This window comes from Mesorhizobium sp. M1006 (assembly GCF_040318825.1).
Lineage (GTDB): Bacteria > Pseudomonadota > Alphaproteobacteria > Rhizobiales > Rhizobiaceae > Mesorhizobium.
In genome coordinates, this window is sequence record NZ_JAMYMZ010000011.1 from 29,784 (window position 1) to 46,616 (window position 16,833).

Annotated in this window: 15 protein-coding genes; 8 read left to right on the forward strand and 7 right to left on the reverse strand. The window is 62.5% G+C overall.

The annotated features are described in order from the left end of the window. Positions 1–152: 152 nt before the first annotated feature. Positions 153–2,726 carry a cell cycle histidine kinase CckA gene (gene cckA, locus NKH60_RS12945; protein WP_352742617.1) on the forward strand — a complete coding sequence of 858 codons (2,574 nt, stop codon included), beginning with the start codon at positions 153–155 and terminating at the stop codon, positions 2,724–2,726. Positions 2,727–2,809: 83 nt separating this feature from the next. Continuing rightward, positions 2,810–3,520, forward strand: a complete 711-nt coding sequence (locus tag NKH60_RS12950) for a purine-nucleoside phosphorylase (protein WP_352502496.1) — start codon at positions 2,810–2,812, stop codon at positions 3,518–3,520. A 42-nt stretch (positions 3,521–3,562) separates the two neighbouring features. On the opposite strand, the gene NKH60_RS12955 is transcribed toward NKH60_RS12950, so the two are convergent. Beyond that, a complete protein-coding gene (locus NKH60_RS12955) occupies positions 3,563–3,958 on the reverse strand; it encodes a hypothetical protein (RefSeq protein ID WP_352502497.1) in 396 nt (131 codons plus the stop codon). A 301-nt stretch (positions 3,959–4,259) separates the two neighbouring features. Between NKH60_RS12955 and urtA the strand changes: the two genes are divergently transcribed. From urtA to NKH60_RS12985, 6 genes are all read left to right on the forward strand, one after another. Further along, positions 4,260–5,570 carry an urea ABC transporter substrate-binding protein gene (urtA, locus tag NKH60_RS12960; RefSeq protein WP_352455694.1) on the forward strand — a complete coding sequence of 437 codons (1,311 nt, stop codon included), beginning with the start codon at positions 4,260–4,262 and terminating at the stop codon, positions 5,568–5,570. Positions 5,571–5,670: 100 nt separating this feature from the next. Then, positions 5,671–7,287 (forward strand): urea ABC transporter permease subunit UrtB, encoded by a 1,617-nt coding sequence (urtB, locus tag NKH60_RS12965; RefSeq protein ID WP_352613776.1) that lies wholly within the window; start codon positions 5,671–5,673, stop codon positions 7,285–7,287. Beyond that, complete coding sequence (gene urtC, locus NKH60_RS12970) at positions 7,284–8,516, forward strand: urea ABC transporter permease subunit UrtC (RefSeq protein WP_352872367.1); 1,233 nt, start codon at positions 7,284–7,286, stop codon at positions 8,514–8,516. The genes urtB and urtC overlap by 4 nt, the downstream gene beginning before the upstream one ends. Positions 8,517–8,523: 7 nt before the next feature. Beyond that, positions 8,524–9,270, forward strand: a complete 747-nt coding sequence (gene urtD, locus NKH60_RS12975) for an urea ABC transporter ATP-binding protein UrtD (protein WP_023674855.1) — start codon at positions 8,524–8,526, stop codon at positions 9,268–9,270. 70 nt (positions 9,271–9,340) lie between these two features. After that, entirely contained in the window at positions 9,341–10,036 is a 696-nt protein-coding gene (urtE, locus tag NKH60_RS12980) for an urea ABC transporter ATP-binding subunit UrtE (RefSeq protein WP_126041867.1), read from the forward strand. Positions 10,037–10,247: 211 nt separating this feature from the next. Further along, positions 10,248–10,448, forward strand: a complete 201-nt coding sequence (locus NKH60_RS12985) for a hypothetical protein (RefSeq protein WP_023674857.1) — start codon at positions 10,248–10,250, stop codon at positions 10,446–10,448. A gap of 45 nt (positions 10,449–10,493) precedes the next feature. Here the strand turns inward: NKH60_RS12985 and NKH60_RS12990 are convergent, their stop codons facing one another. The 6 genes from NKH60_RS12990 to NKH60_RS13015 all read right to left on the reverse strand — a co-directional run bounded on the left by NKH60_RS12990 (position 10,494) and on the right by NKH60_RS13015 (position 16,818). Further along, positions 10,494–11,300 carry a DUF72 domain-containing protein gene (locus NKH60_RS12990; RefSeq protein ID WP_352816651.1) on the reverse strand — a complete coding sequence of 269 codons (807 nt, stop codon included), beginning with the start codon at positions 11,298–11,300 and terminating at the stop codon, positions 10,494–10,496. Between the two features lie 28 nt (positions 11,301–11,328). Then, positions 11,329–11,793, reverse strand: a complete 465-nt coding sequence (locus tag NKH60_RS12995; protein WP_352872369.1) for a GNAT family N-acetyltransferase — start codon at positions 11,791–11,793, stop codon at positions 11,329–11,331. Beyond that, positions 11,790–12,200: a DUF302 domain-containing protein gene (locus tag NKH60_RS13000; RefSeq protein WP_352872479.1), complete on the reverse strand. Its 411-nt coding sequence runs from the start codon at positions 12,198–12,200 to the stop codon at positions 11,790–11,792. The genes NKH60_RS12995 and NKH60_RS13000 overlap by 4 nt, the downstream gene beginning before the upstream one ends. Further along, positions 12,200–15,121 carry an excinuclease ABC subunit UvrA gene (gene uvrA, locus NKH60_RS13005; RefSeq protein WP_352872371.1) on the reverse strand — a complete coding sequence of 974 codons (2,922 nt, stop codon included), beginning with the start codon at positions 15,119–15,121 and terminating at the stop codon, positions 12,200–12,202. The genes NKH60_RS13000 and uvrA overlap by 1 nt, the downstream gene beginning before the upstream one ends. A gap of 696 nt (positions 15,122–15,817) precedes the next feature. After that, complete coding sequence (locus tag NKH60_RS13010; protein WP_352682877.1) at positions 15,818–16,216, reverse strand: hypothetical protein; 399 nt, start codon at positions 16,214–16,216, stop codon at positions 15,818–15,820. After that, positions 16,213–16,818 carry an ATP-dependent Clp protease proteolytic subunit gene (locus tag NKH60_RS13015; RefSeq protein ID WP_352455702.1) on the reverse strand — a complete coding sequence of 202 codons (606 nt, stop codon included), beginning with the start codon at positions 16,816–16,818 and terminating at the stop codon, positions 16,213–16,215. Before NKH60_RS13015 ends, NKH60_RS13010 begins: the two co-directional genes overlap by 4 nt. Between the last annotated feature and the right edge of the window lie 15 nt (positions 16,819–16,833).

A 16,833-nucleotide genomic window follows, 5' to 3' on the forward strand; every position in this document is an offset into this window, starting at 1 on the left:
CAGGCCACCGCAAGTTGCCTTTCACGCTTCGTGAACAGCTTGAAACGCCGGGAGCCGAACGGCGTCATTTTTAGCGGACATCTGCAGCCGGGCCTTTTCCCAACCCTGAGAATATGATTCAACCGACACCGGAATTCACGAGCAGGGGGCACATGGCCAAGGAAGCGCGCGGCGATTTCTATCCGGTACCTATCGTCGACCAGAACACGCGACCGGGAGCGGTCACCCGGCTCATCGTCTTCATCGTCGTCCTGACTGGGGCAGCGATCGTCTTCGGCCTTTTCCGCGAGCGCCTTGGCGATCCATTCCTGCTTGGCATGCTTGGCGTGCTGGCGATGATCGGCGTCGGCTTTCTATTCGCCACTGCGATCGGCTTCGTGCACATCACGCCGCGCTCGACAAGCGACGAACTGTCGAAAGCTTTCGTCGATTCGATGTCGCAAGGTCTCCTGGTCACCGACACCAAAGGCCGTATCATCTACGCCAACCGGACCTATGCCGATATGACGGGTGCCGAGTCGGCCGCCGACCTCAAGACCGTCGAAGGTTTGCTTTCAGACGTTCCCGAGGCCTCGGTGACCATATACCGGCTGGCGTCCGGCCTGCGGGACGGCCAGCCGGGCGACGGCGAGTTTCGGCTCGCGCAGTCCATTCGGCCAGGCGCCGAACCGGGCGCGCGCTGGTACCGCGTTCGGGCTCGCGCCTTCAGCGTTCCCGGCCAGCGGCTGCCCATGCTTGCCTGGCAGCTTGCCGATATCTCGCGGGAACGGGCCGAGCAGGAGCGGTTCTTTCTCGACCTCCAAAAGGCGATCGATCACCTCGACCATGCGCCGGCCGGTTTCTTTTCGGCCGACCAGGAAGGCCGCGTCACCTATATCAACGCGACTCTTGCGGAGTGGCTGGGCATCGACCTGGCCAGCTTCACTCCCGGCGCCATCACGCTGCCGGAGATCGTCGCCGGGGACGGCATGGCGCTGGTCCGTTCGGTCAAGGCCGACGCTGGTACCACGCGCAATGCCGTTATCGACCTCGATCTGACGACGATGACCGGCGAGGCGCTGCCGGTGCGCTTCATGCATCGTGTCTCGGCCAGCCGAGAGGGGCTCAACGGCCCGACTCGCACCATCGTGCTCAACCGGACGCAAGGCGAGGACGCTTCGGCCGACCTCCGCGCATCGGAAATACGCTTCACGCGGTTCTTCAACTCGACGCCGATGGCGATAGCCGGCGTCGACCATGCCGGCCGCATCCTGCGCACCAATGCGCCATTCCTGTCGCTGTTTTCCTCGGTCGTCGACCGCGACGCGGTCGATCGGCGTGTGCGGCTGGATACGGTGATCCACGAGCGCGACCGGCCGGCTTTCGCCGCGGCCTTTGAAAAGGCACGCCAGCAACAGGCTGACATCGAGCCGATCGATACGGTGCTGCCCGGCAATGAGGAGCGCCACATACGCTTCTACGTCAACGCGGTCGCAGACGGTACCGGTGGCGAGGGCGCCGAGGAATCGGCCATCGTCTATGCCGTGGAGACTACTGAGCAAAAGGCCCTCGAGGGCCAGATGGCGCAGAGCCAGAAGATGCAGGCGGTCGGCCAACTCGCCGGCGGCATCGCGCATGATTTCAACAATGTGCTGACCGCCATCATCATGGCCTCGGACCTGCTGTTGACCAACCACCGGCCGTCCGATCCGTCATTCCCGGACATCATGAACATCAAGCAGAATGCCAACCGGGCGGCCTCGCTGGTGCGGCAGTTGCTGGCCTTCTCGCGCAAGCAGACGCTGCGGCCGGAGGTGCTCAACCTGACCGACGTGCTCGCCGATCTCAGAATGCTGCTTGCCCGGCTGGTCGGCAACGATATCAAGCTCAAGATCGACCATGGCCGCGACCTGTGGCCGGTCAGGGTCGATATCGGGCAGTTCGAGCAAGTGGTGGTCAATCTGGTGGTCAATGCGCGCGATGCAATGCCGGCCGGCGGCGACCTCACGGTGCGCACCCGCAACGTCAGCGCCGGGGAATGCAAGACCTTTTCCTACCGCGAACTTACTCCGGCCGACTATGTGCTGGTCGAGGTCGAGGACAGCGGCAGTGGTATCGCGCCTGATGTGCTGAAAAAGATCTTCGAGCCCTTCTTCACGACAAAGGAGGTTGGCAAGGGAACTGGCCTCGGCCTGTCCATGGTCTATGGCATCATCAAGCAGACAGGCGGCTTCATCTTCTGCGATTCCGAAGTTGGCAAGGGATCCGTGTTCCGCATCTTCCTGCCGCGGCACATTGCGGAGGCAAGGAAGGCGGGCGAGGCTGGAGAAGTGCCGGCCGCTCCTGCCAAGATCGCCGACTCAGCCAAGGATCTGTCGGGCTCGGCCACGGTGCTGCTGGTCGAGGACGAGGACGCCGTGCGCATGGGCGGCATGCGGGCGCTGAAATCGCGCGGCTACACCGTCCACGAGGCGTCGTCGGGCGTCGAGGCGCTTGAAGTCTACGAAGCGCTCGGCGGCAAGGTCGACGTCGTGGTGTCGGACGTGGTGATGCCGGAAATGGATGGTCCGACGCTGCTTGGCGAATTGCGCAAACGGCAGCCCGACATCAAGTTTATCTTCGTGTCCGGCTATGCCGAAGACGCGTTCGCCAAGAACTTGCCGGCCGACGCGCATTTCGGCTTCTTGCCGAAGCCGTTTTCGCTCAAGCAATTGGCCACGATCGTAAAGGACATGCTGGAATCCTGACCCTTCCAACGCTCCGCTTGCGCAATGTCGTGAGACTGCCATGATTACAGGCGAAACGGGCGACGGGTTTTGGAAAGCATGCCGTGACGCCACACAACGAGGCTAGCAAAGGCGACTACGCAAGCACGGTGCTGCTGCCGGGCGACCCGCAGCGCGCTGAATGGATGGCGGAGACCTTTCTGGAAGCGCCGCGCTGCGTCAACCGCCGCCGCGGCGCGCTCGGCTTTACCGGGTTGTTTCGCGGCAAGCCTGTCAGCATCCAGTCCACCGGCATCGGCGTCCCGTCATTCCTGGTCTACGTGCACGAGCTGCTGGACTTCTACGGTGCGAAAACGTTGATCCGCACCGGCACCTGCGGTGGCCTGACCGCCGAGATGGCGCTGCGCAGCCTGGTGATCGCACAATCGGTGCGCGGCGAAAATGCGGAGAGCGGCCAGGTTTTTGGTCTCTATCGTGCCGATGCCGGCCCCGATCCTGCATTGTTGGCCCAGGCGTTGGCCCGCGCTTCGGAACTCGGCATCGACCATCGGGCCGGACTGACGATCTGCAGCGATATTTTTTATCATCCGCTGGGGCGCGAACGCTTTGCCGAAGCACAGGCACAGGGGGCGCTCGCCGTGGATATGGAAACCAGCGCACTCTACCGCATTGCGGCCGATTTCGGCGCCCGGGCGCTGTCCATCCTGACCGTCGTCGACAATGTGGCAACCGGCGAGCAGACCGACTATTCCGAACGCCAGGGGCTTTTCACCGATATGACCCGGCTGGCGCTCGACATGGCAGCGGAGAGCTAGGCGGCTTCTACTTCGGAGTACGGAACCTCGCCAGGTTCCTTTTCAACGCTTCGTGCAGGTCGAGGCGGTAAAGGCGCCGTCTGGCTGCTTCATGATGATGTCGAAGGACGGGGTGGTTCCGCTTTCCAGCGTCGCTTGCGTAAGCGAGATCGAGTTGCCACCGCTGGTGTAGCCGCCCAGCGGACCCAGCCAGGTAATCACCCCGTCTGCATCCATCTGGTAGTTATAACTCTGCGGCGCGGTGCCGAAGCTAACCGGACCGCTATAGACGTTTCCCTTGATGGTAATGTCGCCGAGGCTGAGGAACATGCCCAGCAGATAGACTTCGCAATGATAGGAGCCGTCCGGCAGCTTGCCGTCGCTGAAGCCGGCGCGCGCTACGGTCGTCGTCGCCAGCAGAAGCATGGTGATGAAAATGCAAGACGTTCGGAAGGCCATGGCGTCGCTCGTTTAAGGGTTCGAACTTGCCCCATTTCGCTGCGGCGCTGCAATCCTCGCCAGCGCTCATATGATGCTGCTCAAAATTCGGGCATTGGCCTGTATATGAGTAAAACTTAGGCTGATACGAGTGATCTTTTCTCATTTCAAACCTGGCAGGCGAGGTTCATCTCCTGCGGCTAATACATTAACCGACTGACAGGGCTGGGAAATCTCAAACCCTCCGATCTTTCGCCGGTGATTGGCACAGCCGTTGCATGGTCTGTTCCGATGCAGTTAACCAGCTTGGGAGTTTAAAAGTATGAGGGGCAGTTTCTCGACAATAACAAAAATGTTTTCGGCCGGCGTGGTCACCGCCGGCCTGCTGATGAGCGTTCCCGCCAAGGCGGCCGACGACACCATCAAGGTCGGCATCCTCCATTCGCTGTCGGGAACCATGGCGATCTCGGAGACGACGCTGAAGGACGCCATGCTGATGCTCATCGAAGAGCAGAATGCCAAGGGTGGCCTGCTCGGCAAGAAGCTCGAGGCGGTGGTCGTCGATCCGGCTTCCAACTGGCCGCTGTTCGCCGAAAAGGCGCGCGAGCTGATCTCCAAGGACAAGGTCGCGGCGGTGTTCGGCTGCTGGACCTCGGTGTCGCGCAAATCGGTGCTGCCGGTGTTCAGCGAACTCGACAACATCCTTTTCTATCCCGTCCAGTATGAGGGCGAGGAGAGCGAACGCAACGTGTTCTACACCGGTGCGGCGCCGAACCAGCAAGCCATTCCCGCGGTCGACTATCTGATGAGCGAGGACGGCGGTTCGGTGAAGCGCTGGGTTCTCGAAGGCACCGACTACGTCTACCCGCGCACCACCAACAAAATCCTCGAGGCCTATCTGAAGGCCAAGGGCGTCGCTGCGGAAGACATCATGGTCAACTACACGCCGTTCGGCTTCTCCGACTGGCAGACCGAAGTTTCGGCGATCAAGAAGTTCGGCTCGGCCGGCAAGAAGACCGCCGTGGTCTCGACCGTCAATGGCGACGCCAACGTGCCGTTCTACAAGGAGCTCGGCAACCAGGGCATCAAGGCCGAGGACATCCCGGTCATGGCCTTCTCGGTCGGCGAGGAAGAGCTTGCCGGTCTGGACACTGCGCCGCTGGTCGGCCATCTCGCCGCCTGGAACTATTTCGAGAGCGTCGACACGCCCGAGAACGCGAAGTTCATCGCCGACTGGCACAAATTCATCAAGAACGACAAGCGCACCACCAACGACCCGATGGAAGCCCATTATATCGGCTTCAACATGTGGGTGAAGGCGGTCGAGAAGGCCGGCACCACCGATCCGGACAAGGTAATCGACGCCATGGTCGGCGTCTCGGTGCCGAACCTGACCGGCGGTTATTCGACGATGATGCCGAACCATCACATCACCAAGCCGGTGCTGATCGGCGAAATCCAGGCCGACGGCCAGTTCGAAACCGTTTCGCAGACGCCCGGCCTGGTGATGGGCGACGAGTGGTCCGACTATCTGCCTGACTCCAAGGACCTGATCTCCGATTGGCGCGCGCCTCTGTCCTGCGGCAACTTCAACGTTGCCACCGGCAAATGCGGCGGCAAGGGAACCAACTGATCCTCCCGGTCTGTCCTCCCAGACCCGCAAGCCTCCGGGCAGGCTCCTCCTCCAGCCTGCCCGGAGGCAACATTCAATCTTCAAGAGCCACCAGAAACCAATGATCCTGATCCGCGCGATTGGCCTGATGCTGCTCCTTCTCCTGGGGACGCTGCTGCCGTCGAACGCCAGCGAAGCAGATCTGCGTGTCGTCATCGCCAAATTCGCCACCGCCGCCAATTTTCCGGCGATAGAAGCCGTGGTGCGGGAGCTTGCGGCTTCCGGCGATCCGGCCGTAGAACGGCCGCTTGCCGCGCTTGCGGAGGGCAGCCTTTACGTGCGCAAGGCCGATTCACTGGTTTTTGTCGGCAAGGAGAGCGGCGACGGCATCGAGCTGCTCGATGCGCTTACCGGCGAAGGATCGGGCGAAGCTGCCAAGGCCGACATCACCAAGATCAAGGTCAACAACACGCTGCGCCGCGTCATTCGCGATGCGTTGGGCACGCTGACGCTCGGCTCCAAGGACCCGGCCGTGCGCATTGCCGCCGCCGACACCATGTTCAAGACGCCGGACGCGGCAAACATCGAGCCGCTCGACACCGTGATCGCCAATGAGAGCGTGGCAAGCGTCAAGGCGCTGCTAGAACAGGCCCGCGCCGCGTCGATTCTCGTTTCCGACAGGCCGGAGGCCGACAAACTGGGCGCGATCGCGCTCATCAGTGCGCGCGGCGACCGCGATGCGGTGTCGCTACTCACGTCGGTAGAGGCCAGTTCCGAAGGTGCGGTGAAGGACGCGGCGACCGCGGCGATCGCCGACATCAATTCGACGCTGGCGCTGTGGGATGCCGGCCAGAACATCTGGTACGGCATATCGCTCGGATCGGTGCTGCTGCTGGCGGCGATTGGCCTTGCCATCACCTTCGGCGTCATGGGCGTCATCAACATGGCGCATGGCGAGATGGTCATGCTCGGCGCCTACACGACCTTCGTCGTGCAGGAGGTTATTCGCAATTCCTTTCCCGGCCTGTTCGACTGGTCGCTGGTCATCGCCCTGCCGCTGGCCTTCCTGGTGGCGGCGCTCGTCGGCCTTGTCATCGAGCGCGGGCTGATCCGCTATCTCTACGGTCGGCCGCTGGAAACCCTGCTGGCGACATGGGGTGTGTCGCTGATCCTGCAGCAGGCCGTACGCACCATCTTCGGGCCGACCAACCAGGAGGTAGGCAACCCGTCATGGATGTCCGGCTCGTTCAATATCGGCCAGCTTGCCGTGACCTGGAACCGGCTCTGGATCCTGGTATTCGCGCTCGGCGTGTTCGCGGTGCTGCTCTACGTGATGAAACGGACGCCCTGGGGGCTGCAGATGCGTGCCGTCACCGCCAATCGCCGCATGGCTGCCTCGATGGGCATCAGGACGCCTTGGGTCGATGCGCTAACGTTTGCACTCGGCTCCGGCATTGCCGGCATCGCCGGTGTCGCGCTCAGCCAGATCGACAACGTCTCGCCCAATCTCGGCCGCGGCTACATCATCGACAGCTTCATGGTCGTCGTTTTCGGCGGTGTCGGCAATCTTTGGGGCACGCTGGTCGGCGCTTTCTCGCTCGGCATCGTCAACAAGTTCCTCGAGCCTTATGCCGGAGCAGTGCTCGGCAAGATCGTCGTCCTGGTGCTGATCATCCTGTTCATCCAGAAACGCCCGCGCGGTCTGTTCGCGCTAAAGGGCAGGTCGGTGGAAGCATGATCACGGGACGCTTCTTTGCCGCCGACGCCGACCGCCGCGTCGCCATCACCATCTTCATCCTGCTGGCGGTTGCAATCGTCGTGCCGCTGCTCAATCTTGCGGTCTCGCCGACAAGTGCGTTTTACGTGCCGTCCTATATCGTTGCGCTCACCGGCAAATACCTCTGCTACGCGCTGCTCGCCTTGGCGCTCGATCTCGTCTGGGGCTATTGCGGCATCCTCTCGCTCGGCCACGGCGCCTTCTTCGCGCTCGGCGGTTATGCGATGGGCATGTATCTGATGCGCCAGATCGGCTCGCGCGGCGTCTACGGCAATCCGCTGCTGCCGGATTTCATGGTGTTCCTTAACTACAAGGAATTGCCATGGTTCTGGTATGGTTTCGACCATTTCTGGTTTGCCGCGGTCATGGTGCTTGCGGTGCCCGGCCTGCTCGCCTTCGTCTTCGGCTGGTTTGCCTTCCGCAGCCGCGTCACCGGCGTCTATCTGTCGATCATCACCCAGGCGATGACCTATGCGCTGCTGCTTGCCTTTTTCCGCAACGACATGGGTTTCGGCGGCAATAACGGCCTGACCGATTTCAAGGACATTCTAGGGTTCAACGTGCAGGCCGACATGACGCGGTCGGCGCTGTTCGCGGCCAGCGCCGTCATGCTGGCGTTTGCCGTCTTCGTCACCTGGGCAATCGTCGGTTCCAAGTACGGCAAGCTTTTGATGGCGGTGCGCGACGCCGAAAGCCGCACACGCTTTCTCGGCTGGCGGGCGGAGAACGTCAAACTGTTCGCATTCACCGTGTCGGCGGTGATGGCCGGCATCGCCGGTGCGCTTTACGTGCCACAGGTCGGCATCATCAACCCTGGCGAATTCGAGCCGTCCAATTCGATCGAGGTGGTGGTGTGGGCGGCCGTCGGCGGGCGCGGCACCATCGTCGGGCCGATCATCGGCGCGCTTCTGGTCAATGCCGGTAAATCCTGGTTCACCGGCGTGCTGCCTGAATTCTGGCTGTTTGCGCTGGGCGGACTGTTTGTCGCCGTCACGCTGTTCCTGCCCAAGGGCATCATCGGCATGTGGGATTCCTGGCGCGGCAACGCCAAGGCGCTGCGGGCGGCCTCGGTTGCCGAAGAAGCCGGCATCGATCCCGATGCGCCGGTGCCGCCGAAAACCGACCGCTCGGCGGCGAGAAGGCCGGGCGACTGGTCGGCCTCCGGCGCCGAACCGCAGCCGGCGGAGTGATGGCCTGATGTCGAAGAGCAACACCATCCTCTATCTCGACGGCGTGTCGGTTTCCTTCGACGGGTTTCGCGCCATCAACAACCTTTCGCTGGTGCTCGACAAGGGCGAGATGCGGGCGATCATCGGCCCCAACGGCGCCGGAAAGACGACGATGATGGACATCGTCACCGGCAAGACGCGGCCCGACGCGGGTGAAGTTTTCTTCAACGGTGAGGTCGACCTAACCAAACACGACGAGGCCGAAATCGCCATGATGGGCATCGGCCGTAAATTCCAGAAGCCGACCGTCTTCGAAAGCCACACGATCGAGGACAATCTGATGCTGGCGCTGAAAGGCCCGCGCTCGATCTTCCCGGCACTGTTCCATCGTCGCTCGGCCGCGGACGTGCGGCAGATCGACGACATCCTCGGCATCATCCGGCTTGGCGACAAGCGTGACGAACTCGCCGCCAATCTGAGCCACGGCCAAAAGCAATGGCTCGAGATCGGCATGCTTCTGGCGCAGGATCCGAAGCTGCTGCTGGTCGACGAACCGGTTGCCGGCATGACCGACGCCGAGACCGAGGAAACCGCGCGGCTGCTCAGGGATATCGCGCGCGACCATTCGGTCATCGTCGTCGAGCACGACATGCATTTCGTGCGCGAGCTCGGCGTCAAGGTTACCTGCCTGCACGAAGGCTCGGTGCTTTCCGAGGGCAGCCTCGACTTCGTTTCGGCCGACGAGCGCGTCGTCGAAGTCTATCTGGGGAGATGAACATGGTCTGGCGCGTTCCGTTCCATCATTTCGACCTTTCGTTCTTCACGCGTTGGAGAAAGCGCTGACCATGCTCGAAGTCTCCAATGCCACGCTGCACTACGGCGCTGCCCAGGCGCTGCGCGGCGTCTCGCTGAAGGCCGGCGCCGGCAAGATCACCTGCGTGCTCGGCCGCAACGGCGTCGGCAAGACCAGTTTGATGAGATCGATCGTCGGCCATCACCGGCTGACGAGCGGAAGCGTTGCCTTCGAGGGGAAGGCGCTCGACCGGAGCGCGGCGTATGATCGCGCCCGGTCGGGCATCGCATTCGTGCCGCAGGGCAGGGAGATATTTCCGCTGCTTACGGTGCGGGAAAACCTCGAATCGGGTTTTGCGCCGTTGAAGCGCGCCGATCGCAACATTCCCGGTCACGTCTTCGAATTGTTTCCGGTGCTGAAGCAGATGCTCGCGCGCCGCGGCGGCGATCTTTCCGGCGGCCAGCAGCAGCAGCTTGCCATCGGCAGGGCGCTGGTGATGCGGCCGAAGCTGCTGGTGCTCGACGAGCCGACCGAAGGCATCCAGCCGTCGATCATCAAGGACATCGGCCGCGCCATCCGCTATCTGCGCGACCAGGCCGGTATCGCCGTGCTTCTGGTCGAACAATATCTCGACTTCTGCCGGGAATTGGCCGACGAGGTCAACATCATGGACCGCGGTCAGATCGTCCATACCGGCCCCGCCGAGGATCTCGACCGGGCGGACGTCCGCAAATTCCTGACTGTCTGAATTCTTATTGATTCCATTACTTTGCAACTCTGGCGCGCTGCAGATTGCGTGCTAGATTTTGCTTGGCCTTGGTGAGTCGGCCGCTTTCCGTAGCAGTTTCAACTTGGCAGATCAGGGGAAGGCGCGGCTGCGTCCGCACGCTTGCGCGCAAGCCCTTCCAGCGATCTGTTGTCGTCCAACATTTCGGGTGCTTGGGAGCCAGGGCCAGACGATGGAGCGCTATGTCGAGGACTACCAGAAACGACGGCTCACGGAGCGCGTCGATATCCTGACAGCCATCAACATTCTGAAATCGCAGGGGTATGACCATGACGAACTCATCGCGGAGATCACCAAGGTCTTCTATGTCGATCTCGATGCTTTCAACGAGATCGTCAGGGTTGATCGGCGTCCGGACGAACGCGCCGCATAGCCGGTAGTTTAGGACCAAGCCAGGCGGACCACCGACAGCGGGGCGTCAGCCTGCGACCCGCTTCATCAGCGCGATGGCGCCGAATGGAGCGCGGACCTTGCCCTCGGTGATGAAGTAGACAAACACATCGCGTGGCTTGACCGGCGCGTCGGTTGAAGGATCGGCGCGCGACAGGTCGGCCGGCACCTTGCCTTCCGCCCAGGTTTTTGCGCGCGCCGCCCATTCGTCGAGCGCCTTTGGCGTGTAGCAATCGGGATTGTCGTCGCTACCGGTCTGCAGCCGCGCATAGATGAAATCGCCGGTAACGTCGGCAATCCCCGGATATTTGGCGTGGTCGGCATAGACGATGGCGGCCTTATGCTTTCGCGCCAAGGCGGCGAACTCCGGCACGACGAAGCTGTCGTTGCGCACCTCGACCGCGTGGCGCAGCGCAACGCCGTCCTGCTTTTCCGGCAACAGCTTGAGGAAGGCCTCGAAATCGTCTGGGTCGAATTTCTTGGTCGGCGCGAACTGCCACAGGATCGGCCCGAGCTTGTCGCCAAGTGCCGCGACGCCCGACCCGAGGAAGCGCATGATCGATTCCCCGGCCTCGCCGAGCACGCGGCGGTTGGTGACGAAGCGGTTGCCCTTCAGCGAATAGACGAAACCATCCGGCGCCTCGTTGGCCCATTTGACGAAGGTCGGCTCCTTGAAGCTCGAATAATAGGTGCCGTTGACCTCGACAGTGGGCACCTGCCGGCTGGCATAATGCAGTTGCTTGGCCTTCGACAATTTGTCCGGGTAGAAGGACGTGTCCCACGGCTCGAAGGTCCAGCCGCCCATGCCGGCGCGGATTGTTCCTGATTGAGTCATGGTCGTCCTCCCGGTTTGCAGAAAAGGATCACGCGATGGCGGTCGTCTCGACGGCTTTCGCCATGTCGACGACCGTCCATCCTGGCCGATATGGATTGGGCCGGCGACCCGTTTCGCGAAAGCCGTAGGCCTTATACAACGAAACGTTCCGTTCCATTCTGGCATTGGTGTAGAGTCGGATTTCAGGCAAGCTCCACAGGCGCGTCTGTTGCTCGGCCCAGTCGAGCAGCCCGATGCCGAAACCCTTGCCCTGAAAGGCGGGCGCAACGGCGACGCTGAAGATCATTGTATGGTCCGCATGTCGTTCGAGAACGATCAAGCCGGCCGGCTGTCCGTCCTGCTCCGAAAGCCAGACCTCGCCGCGTTCTATGCGCGGCACGTAGTCCTCGGGGATCGGCGGTGCGCCGAGCAGGGCAGTGTAGGGCGCGTAGGCGTCGGTGGTGAGCGAGATCACCGTGGGGAGATCATCGGCCCGAGCGGCTCTCATGATCAAAACTGGCCCGCGCCGACAGCGGCCGCAATCACCTTGTCCATGCCGGCCGCTATCGCGGCGACGGCATTGCGACTGGCGTCGCCCAAGCCGTGGCGCTCAGCGAGCCAGTGCGCGTCATTGTAGGAGAGCCAGACCTTGCCTTGCTCGTCCTCCCAAGCCAGTGCCTTGACCGGCAGATCGATGCCGGCAAGTTGCCGGTCCTGCATCAGCGGCGTGCCGCCTTTCGGGTTGCCAAAAATCAGAAGCTGGGTCGGACGCAGGGAAGCTTCGACACTGCGCGCACCGGCGGCGTGGTCAATGCGGGCGAAGACCAGCAATCCTGCGCGTTCCACGGTCCCGACCAGGCGATCGATCGTTTCGGCCACGCCGAAGCGGCTTTGGACCGTGATGAGACCGTTCTTTACCATCACTCCGCCGCTTCGCGCTTGCCTCCGGGGCGCCGCTCCAGCAATTCCCTCAGGAACTGTCCGGTATAGCTGCGTTTTTCGCGGACGATGTCCTCCGGCGTGCCGGACGCCACCAGCTCACCGCCGCCGTCACCACCTTCGGGGCCAAGATCGAGTACCCAGTCAGCCGTCTTGACCACCTCGAGATTGTGCTCGATGACGACCACCGTGTTGCCCTGGTCGACCAGCTCGTGCAGCACTTCAAGCAGCTTGGCCACGTCGTGGAAATGCAGGCCGGTGGTTGGCTCATCGAGGATGTAGAGCGTCTTGCCGGTCGCCTTGCGCGACAGTTCCTTGGCAAGCTTGATGCGCTGCGCCTCGCCGCCCGACAAAGTCGTTGCCTGCTGGCCAACATGGATGTAGCCGAGGCCGACCCGTTTCAGCGTCTCCAGCTTGTCGCGCACGCCAGGCACGGCGGCGAAGAAATCGACGCCTTCCTCGACCGTCATGTCGAGAACGTCGGCGATCGACTTGCCCTTGAACAGCACGTCCAGCGTTTCGCGGTTGTAACGCTTGCCGTGGCAGACGTCGCAGGTGACGTAGACGTCGGGCAGGAAGTGCATCTCGATCTTGATGACGCCGTCGCCTTGGCAGGCCTCGCAGCGGCCGCCCTTGACGTTGAACGAGAAGCGCCCCGGCTGGTAGCCGCGCGCCTTGGCCTCCGGCAGGCCGGCGAACCAGTCGCGAATCGGCGTGAAGGCGCCGGTATAGGTGGCAGGGTTGGAGCGCGGGGTGCGCCCGATCGGCGACTGGTCGATGTCGATGACCTTGTCGAGGAATTCCAACCCCTCGATGCGGTCGTGCTCGGCCGGATGCTCGCGCGAGCCCATGATGCGGCGCGACGCCGCCTTGAACAGGGTCTCGATCAGGAAGGTCGACTTGCCGCCGCCGGATACGCCGGTGACGGCGGTAAACGTGCCGAGCGGGATTTCGGCGGTGACGTTCTTCAGGTTGTTGCCGCGCGCGCCGACGACCTTCAGCCGGCGGTTCTTCTTGGCCTCACGCCGCGCTGCCGGCGTCGCCACTTCGAGCTCGCCCGACAGGTATTTGCCGGTGATCGAAGCGGGCGTCGCCATGATCTGCTGCGGCGTGCCCTGGGCGATGATGTGGCCGCCATGGATGCCGGCCGCCGGGCCGATATCGACGACGTAGTCGGCATGCAGGATGGCGTCCTCGTCATGCTCGACGACGATGACCGTGTTGCCGATGTCGCGCAGATGCTTCAGCGTGTCGAGCAGGCGGGCGTTGTCGCGCTGGTGCAGACCGATCGACGGCTCGTCGAGCACGTAAAGTACGCCGGTCAGGCCGGAGCCGATCTGCGACGCCAGACGGATGCGCTGGCTCTCACCGCCTGAAAGCGTGCCGGAGTTGCGCGACAGCGTCAAATAGTCGAGACCGACATCGTTGAGGAAGCGCAGCCGCTCCCGGATTTCCTTGAGCACGCGCACCGCAATCTCGTTCTGCTTGTCGTTGAGCGAAGCGGGCAGATCGGTGAACCACTGGTCGGCCTTGCGGATGGACAGCTCGGTGACCTCGCCAATGTGCTTGCCGGCGATCTTGACCGCGAGCGCCTCGGGCTTCAGCCGATAGCCGCGGCAGGCCGGGCAGGGCGTGGCCGACATGAAGCGCTCGATCTCCTCGCGCATCCAGGCGGATTCGGTTTCCTTCCAGCGGCGCTCGAGATTGGGGATGACGCCCTCGAAGGTTTTCGTCGTTTTGTAGGAGCGCAGACCGTCATCATAATGGAAAGTGATTTCGCGCTCGCCGGTGCCGTGCAGGACGGCTTGCCTTGCCTCCTCGCTCAAATCCTTGAACTTGTCGCCGAGCTTGAAGCCATAGGCAATGCCCAGCGCTTCCAGCGTCTGCGCATAATAGGGCGAGGTCGACTTCGCCCACGGGCTGACGGCGCCGGCGCGCAGCGAGACATTCTCGTCGGGCACGACCAGGCTGGCGTCGATGGCGCGTTGGCTGCCGAGCCCGTCGCAGGTCGGGCAGGCGCCGAACGGATTGTTGAAGGAGAACAGCCTGGGCTCGATCTCGGGAATGGTGAAGCCGGACACCGGGCAGGCGAACTTTTCCGAGAACAGCATGCGTTCATGCGTCTCGTTCTTCGATTTGTTGACCGAATCCTCGCCGGTCTGGCTGGCGTCGAGCGGCTTGTCGGCAAATTCCGCCACCGCCAGCCCGTCGGCCAGCTTCAGCGCGGTCTCGATGGAATCGGCGAGCCGCGTCGCCAGATCGCCGCGCACGACGATGCGGTCGACGACGACGTCGATGTCGTGCTTGTACTTCTTGTCCAGCGCCGGCACGTCGGCGATCTCATAGAAGACGCCATCGACTTTGACGCGCTGAAAACCCTTCTTCTGCAGCTCCAGCAGTTCCTTGCGGTACTCGCCTTTGCGGCCGCGCACCATCGGCGCCAGAATGAACAGCCGGGTGCCTTCCTCGACCGCAAGCACCCGGTCGACCATCTGCGAGACCGTCTGGCTCTCGATCGGCAGGCCGGTGGCCGGCGAATAGGGTACACCGACGCGGGCGAACAAAAGCCGCATATAATCGTAGATCTCGGTGACGGTGCCGACCGTCGAACGAGGGTTCTTCGAGGTGGTCTTCTGCTCGATGGAGATGGCCGGCGACAGGCCGTCGATCTGGTCGACGTCCGGCTTCTGCATCATTTCGAGGAATTGCCGTGCATAGGCCGAAAGGCTCTCGACATAGCGGCGCTGGCCCTCGGCGTAGATGGTATCGAAGGCAAGCGACGACTTGCCCGACCCCGACAGGCCGGTCATGACGATCAGGCTGTCACGCGGCAGGTCGAGATCGACATTCTTCAGATTGTGTTCGCGTGCCCCGCGAATGGAGAGATATTTATGGTCGGCCATCGCCGGTCGCCGCCTCAGAATCTGGAATTCGTGGGATGGGCGGGTTTTCCCGACCACCCCCTATGTAGGTAATTTCGCCGCCTTTTCGAGAGACGCCACAACTCCCGACCAAAGCGTTTAACCGCCTTTCGCGCGAACGGGCAAGCGGAAAGAACAAAGGCCGAACACGCTCCTGACAAAAGCTGCCCGCGCAGCCGGCTTCACAAAGCGTCTCGCGATCACATTTTTCGGCAACCCGGCTATTCAAGGTTGACGTCCCCGCGTCATGGGGGCAGAATCCAATTGTCAACGAAGCCGGCCGTCTTTCGATGGCCTTGCGGCCTGGGGCTAGCCTGCGAGACGCCGCGGGTTATGCGATGAGCGCTTCGACGACAGTCGCAACGAACAGAAGGAGAGCAGAGGCATGACTCCACCGGATTGTTCCTTGAGGCTCCACGTGTCGCTGGAGCCGCGGCAGGTATAAGTAGCCAGGTCAGGCGTTTAGCGCTACCTGCCCACGTTGACCTGCCGATCCCCACAACAATCAGAGACTGCTAGTCGGATCGTCGGCTGAACGCCGCGAAGCATCCGAAATAAAAAGCCGGCAGTACACTCCCGGCAATTTGGATTTCAGATCCAAGAAAGCCCCGCCAGTTGCAAAGCAATGGCGGGGCTGTTCGTTTGAAGCGCAATATTTGTGGTTCACACCAGGCGAACTTAGCGGCTGGAGGGCCTGATCCCGCCGGTAGCGACATCAATGGTGATGCTACCGGAAATCCGAACGTCGGTATCGCCAATCTTGAAGGTGCCGTTGCCGCTGCCTAGAGCCATATCGTCAGGCTCAGGCCGCGGCGCTGGCTCGGCGATGCGATAATCGCTGGTCACACCGGGCAGAGCGCGCTTTTGCGAAGACGTCGAATTATCTTGGGCAAGTGCCATACCCACCAGCATGTTCGTGCCGGCAACGGTAGCGATGGCAAGGCATAACAGGCTGGATGAGCGGCTGGCGGTCATCGCCGGACTATAGTGCCGCGATAGCGGCAAGACCAGACCGATGGCGCTGAAATTGCGGGCGCTCAATCGCCTCAGTTCCGTCCGCCGGCCCGGCTCGTTCATGCGGCCTGCTTGCGAGTGTCGAAAACATGGTCGACGAGGCCCCAATCCTTGGCCTCCTGCGCGGTCATGAAAAAGTCGCGGTCGAGCGTGCGTTCCACTTCTTCGTAGGTGCGGCCGCAATGGCGGGCGTAAAGATCGGTCATGCGCCGCTTGGTGCGAAGGATGCCCTCGGCATGGCGCTGGATATCGGAGGCTTGGCCCTGGAAACCGCCGAGAGGCTGATGCAGCACGATGCTGGTGTTGGGTAGCGCGATGCGCCGCCCCGGTGTGCCGGCCATCAAAAGGAACGAGGCCATCGAGGCGGCGAAGCCCATACAAACCGTGGAGACCGGGCAGCTGATATACTGCATCGTATCGTAGATGGCGAAACCGCTGGTCACCACGCCGCCCGGCGAGTTGATGTAGAGCGAGACCTCCTTGTCGGGATTGTCGGATTCCAACGACAGAAGCTGGGCGCACACCAGCGCCGAGGTGCCGTCATCGATCGGGCCGTTGATGAAGACGATGCGCTCGCGCAGCAGCCGCGAAAATATGTCGAAGGCACGTTCGCCGCGGCTCGACTGCTCGATCACCATCGGCACCAGATTGGCAAGGCCGCTCATCGGTTGTCTCCGTTG

Excerpts from the sequence above, each read along its gene's own strand:
- cckA (WP_352742617.1), top strand. The coding sequence starts at position 153 with ATGGCCAAGGAAGCGCGCGGCGATTTCTATCCGGTACCTATCGTCGAC.
- NKH60_RS12955 (WP_352502497.1), bottom strand. The coding sequence starts at position 3,958 with ATGGCCTTCCGAACGTCTTGCATTTTCATCACCATGCTTCTGCTGGCG.
- urtA (WP_352455694.1), top strand. The coding sequence starts at position 4,260 with ATGAGGGGCAGTTTCTCGACAATAACAAAAATGTTTTCGGCCGGCGTG.
- urtB (WP_352613776.1), top strand. The coding sequence starts at position 5,671 with ATGATCCTGATCCGCGCGATTGGCCTGATGCTGCTCCTTCTCCTGGGG.
- urtC (WP_352872367.1), top strand. The coding sequence starts at position 7,284 with ATGATCACGGGACGCTTCTTTGCCGCCGACGCCGACCGCCGCGTCGCC.
- urtD (WP_023674855.1), top strand. The coding sequence starts at position 8,524 with ATGTCGAAGAGCAACACCATCCTCTATCTCGACGGCGTGTCGGTTTCC.
- urtE (WP_126041867.1), top strand. The coding sequence starts at position 9,341 with ATGCTCGAAGTCTCCAATGCCACGCTGCACTACGGCGCTGCCCAGGCG.
- NKH60_RS12985 (WP_023674857.1), top strand. The coding sequence starts at position 10,248 with ATGGAGCGCTATGTCGAGGACTACCAGAAACGACGGCTCACGGAGCGC.
- NKH60_RS12990 (WP_352816651.1), bottom strand. The coding sequence starts at position 11,300 with ATGACTCAATCAGGAACAATCCGCGCCGGCATGGGCGGCTGGACCTTC.
- NKH60_RS13000 (WP_352872479.1), bottom strand. The coding sequence starts at position 12,200 with ATGGTAAAGAACGGTCTCATCACGGTCCAAAGCCGCTTCGGCGTGGCC.
- uvrA (WP_352872371.1), bottom strand. The coding sequence starts at position 15,121 with ATGGCCGACCATAAATATCTCTCCATTCGCGGGGCACGCGAACACAAT.
- NKH60_RS13010 (WP_352682877.1), bottom strand. The coding sequence starts at position 16,216 with ATGAACGAGCCGGGCCGGCGGACGGAACTGAGGCGATTGAGCGCCCGC.
- NKH60_RS13015 (WP_352455702.1), bottom strand. The coding sequence starts at position 16,818 with ATGAGCGGCCTTGCCAATCTGGTGCCGATGGTGATCGAGCAGTCGAGC.